This window comes from Pseudomonadota bacterium, from assembly GCA_030859565.1.
Taxonomy (GTDB): Bacteria; Pseudomonadota; Gammaproteobacteria; order JACCXJ01; family JACCXJ01; genus USCg-Taylor.
Map to the genome: position 1 here is coordinate 1 of JALZJW010000288.1, position 2,206 is coordinate 2,206.

At 60.6% G+C, this 2,206-nt stretch carries 3 protein-coding genes and 1 tRNA gene; 2 read left to right on the forward strand and 2 right to left on the reverse strand.

Features of this window, described 5'->3' with window-relative positions; translation table 11 throughout:
• Both M3436_20870 and M3436_20875 read right to left on the reverse strand, forming a co-directional pair.
• Positions 1-328, reverse strand: a 328-nt coding sequence (locus M3436_20870; protein ID MDQ3566418.1) for a helix-turn-helix domain-containing protein, incomplete at its 3' end; no start/stop codon positions are given.
• 66 nt (positions 329-394) lie between these two features.
• Complete coding sequence (locus tag M3436_20875; GenBank protein MDQ3566419.1) at positions 395-889, reverse strand: hypothetical protein; 495 nt, start codon at positions 887-889, stop codon at positions 395-397.
• A 332-nt stretch (positions 890-1,221) separates the two neighbouring features.
• Between M3436_20875 and M3436_20880 the strand changes: the two genes are divergently transcribed.
• Positions 1,222-1,303 (forward strand) — tRNA-Leu (locus tag M3436_20880).
• 277 nt (positions 1,304-1,580) lie between these two features.
• Positions 1,581-2,206 (forward strand): glycoside hydrolase (locus M3436_20885; protein ID MDQ3566420.1); only part of this gene is annotated, 626 nt, incomplete at its 3' end.

The window sequence follows — 2,206 nt, forward strand, 5'->3', positions numbered from 1 at the left end:
CCACCAGGTCCTGATAAATCCGCTGCACCGACAAGCCCGCCTCCAGCGCCTTCTCGATCTGCCCCTGCCACCGAGCGCACAAACTGCCCGAGGAGCCGGTTTGCACCCCGGGTGATTTTGCCTCCCAAGCCTCGAGGGAGCCGGTGTGCGGGGCGGGTGATTTTGCAGCTTCCTGCTCCTGCGAGCCGATTTGCGGGGTGGGTGATTTTGCCGGTGTCGCCGCGATACATCGGCGCACCGTCACCCGATCCAGCCCCAGTTCCCGGGCAATCTTGCGTTTGGACCAGCCCCGCTCATGCAGGGCAAGGATCGTTTGTTGTTGGCTCACTTTGAGTTGATTCATTGCCCGCAGAGTCCCCCAAAAACGGGAACTCCAGCGATGCGACGCGTCACCTCAAAGGTGGGTGATTTTCAGGTGCAAATCGGTGCGTGATTTTGACCGCAAACTGACACCGGTGGCGCAACCGCCGTGTTCCCACTCGATTTCCGTGCATGCGGCCTTCAACGCGGCGACGCTGGCGTGATCATCCGCAGTGCCGTGATCGGCGTAGCCGATAAAGGCAGGGCCGATCACGGCTGTGCCGTGCTTTGCCATTGCCAAAGCAAATCGTGCCGGAGAACGGATCTCACCTTGCGGCAGTGACGACAGGATGGACCGGAATCGCTGCTGATCGTTGGCCGGGACCGAGATGACGGGAGCCGCGCGTCGAAAGAGCGCGAAGAGGCCGGGATAGCCGGCAAGCTCGCCGGTCTGCTGAATGACAACGGGCGCGCTCCGCGAAAAATCTCCGGGCGCGCAGCCCAGATAAGGCGGCCAGTAACGGTCGACGATATTGATGGTGTGATCGTTCAGCATGGGCACGAACCGTTTTGGATTCTCGTTTTCCACTTACACGACGAAGTGCTCCTAGTCAGGCATTGCCGTGATGGTTGCGGATGAACGCAAACGCGGGCAGGCGTGCGAAAGCGGTCGGGCGAAACGCAACAGGGTGGAGCAAGCTTCCAGCTTGCTTTTTCAGAACGAGCAGCAAGCTGGAAACTTGCGCCACCTTGACCGCAATCTGCGCTTCTTGAGGGAGGAGCGGATGGCAGCAGCGCCGGATTCGGCCGAGGTCTCACCTGATCGCACGGCGGGGATTCTTCATTTGCGGGAGGCCCCGCCGGCGATAAACTGGGCGCGATGATCAGCGGTGCTCGCCAGTCTTTTCCGCAAACGGAACCGCCGGGGTGGCGAAATTGGCAGACGCGCCAGACTTAGGATCTGGTGGAGCAATCCTTAGGGGTTCGAGTCCCCTCCCCGGCACATTCTCTAAAACGCTGATAGAATCAGGGATTGCGGGGCGAATCGACCAAATCCTGTTCTCTCTCATAGCAGGACGATGGTGGAGTTCGTCAGTGCAAGCCGGTCGAGAGCGTCTCCAAGCCGGGTCTCGCTTCTCACCGGCTTGCGCCCGGATTGGCGCGAGAATGACTAGCTTCATGAAACTAAAGGGAGTCCCCATGTGTGGCTTGGGTCAACGGCTCGCGCTCGCAAGGCTGGCCCATCCGGATCGGGTGCTTGACCATCGCGGCAGGCAGCGATGAAAATCCGCGCCGTGAAGATTTGTCCGCCCCTATTCTCCATGATGCTCACGTCGATGGCGTTTATTGCAGGCGAAGCCTCCGCTCAACCTGCAAAAGCGCCACAGCCAGCTTCGGACGCTGCCGAACCAGATCCCATTCCCGTTCAGTGCTCGCTCGTCGCCAGGGATACCCTTTTCCCGGTCGCTCTGCGCTTGCAGGATGGGCGGATCGCCGCGGTAGTGCGCAGCCCCGCAAACCATCTGGGGATCGATGGCCGCCTGGATATCGTGTTTTCGGACGATGAAGGCAAGACGTGGAGCAAGCCGGCGCTCGTCGTGGATACTCCGCTCGATGATCGCGATCCCGCCTTTGGACAGGCGAAGGATGGGACGCTGGTGATCGGGTATTACCGGGACGCGAATTACAACGAGCAGGGTAAGTACGATCGCACCCTCGATAGGCCGCACGACACGTGGGTGACATTCTCCTCCGATGGCGGAAAGACCTGGCAGCAGCCGATGCAAATTGACGTTTCCGACATCGGTTGGGGCAGCCCGTACGGGAAAATCATCACCCTGCCAGATGGCGCGATGCTGATGCCCATCTATGGCCTGGAAGTTCGGCCGGCAGGACAGAAGTCACC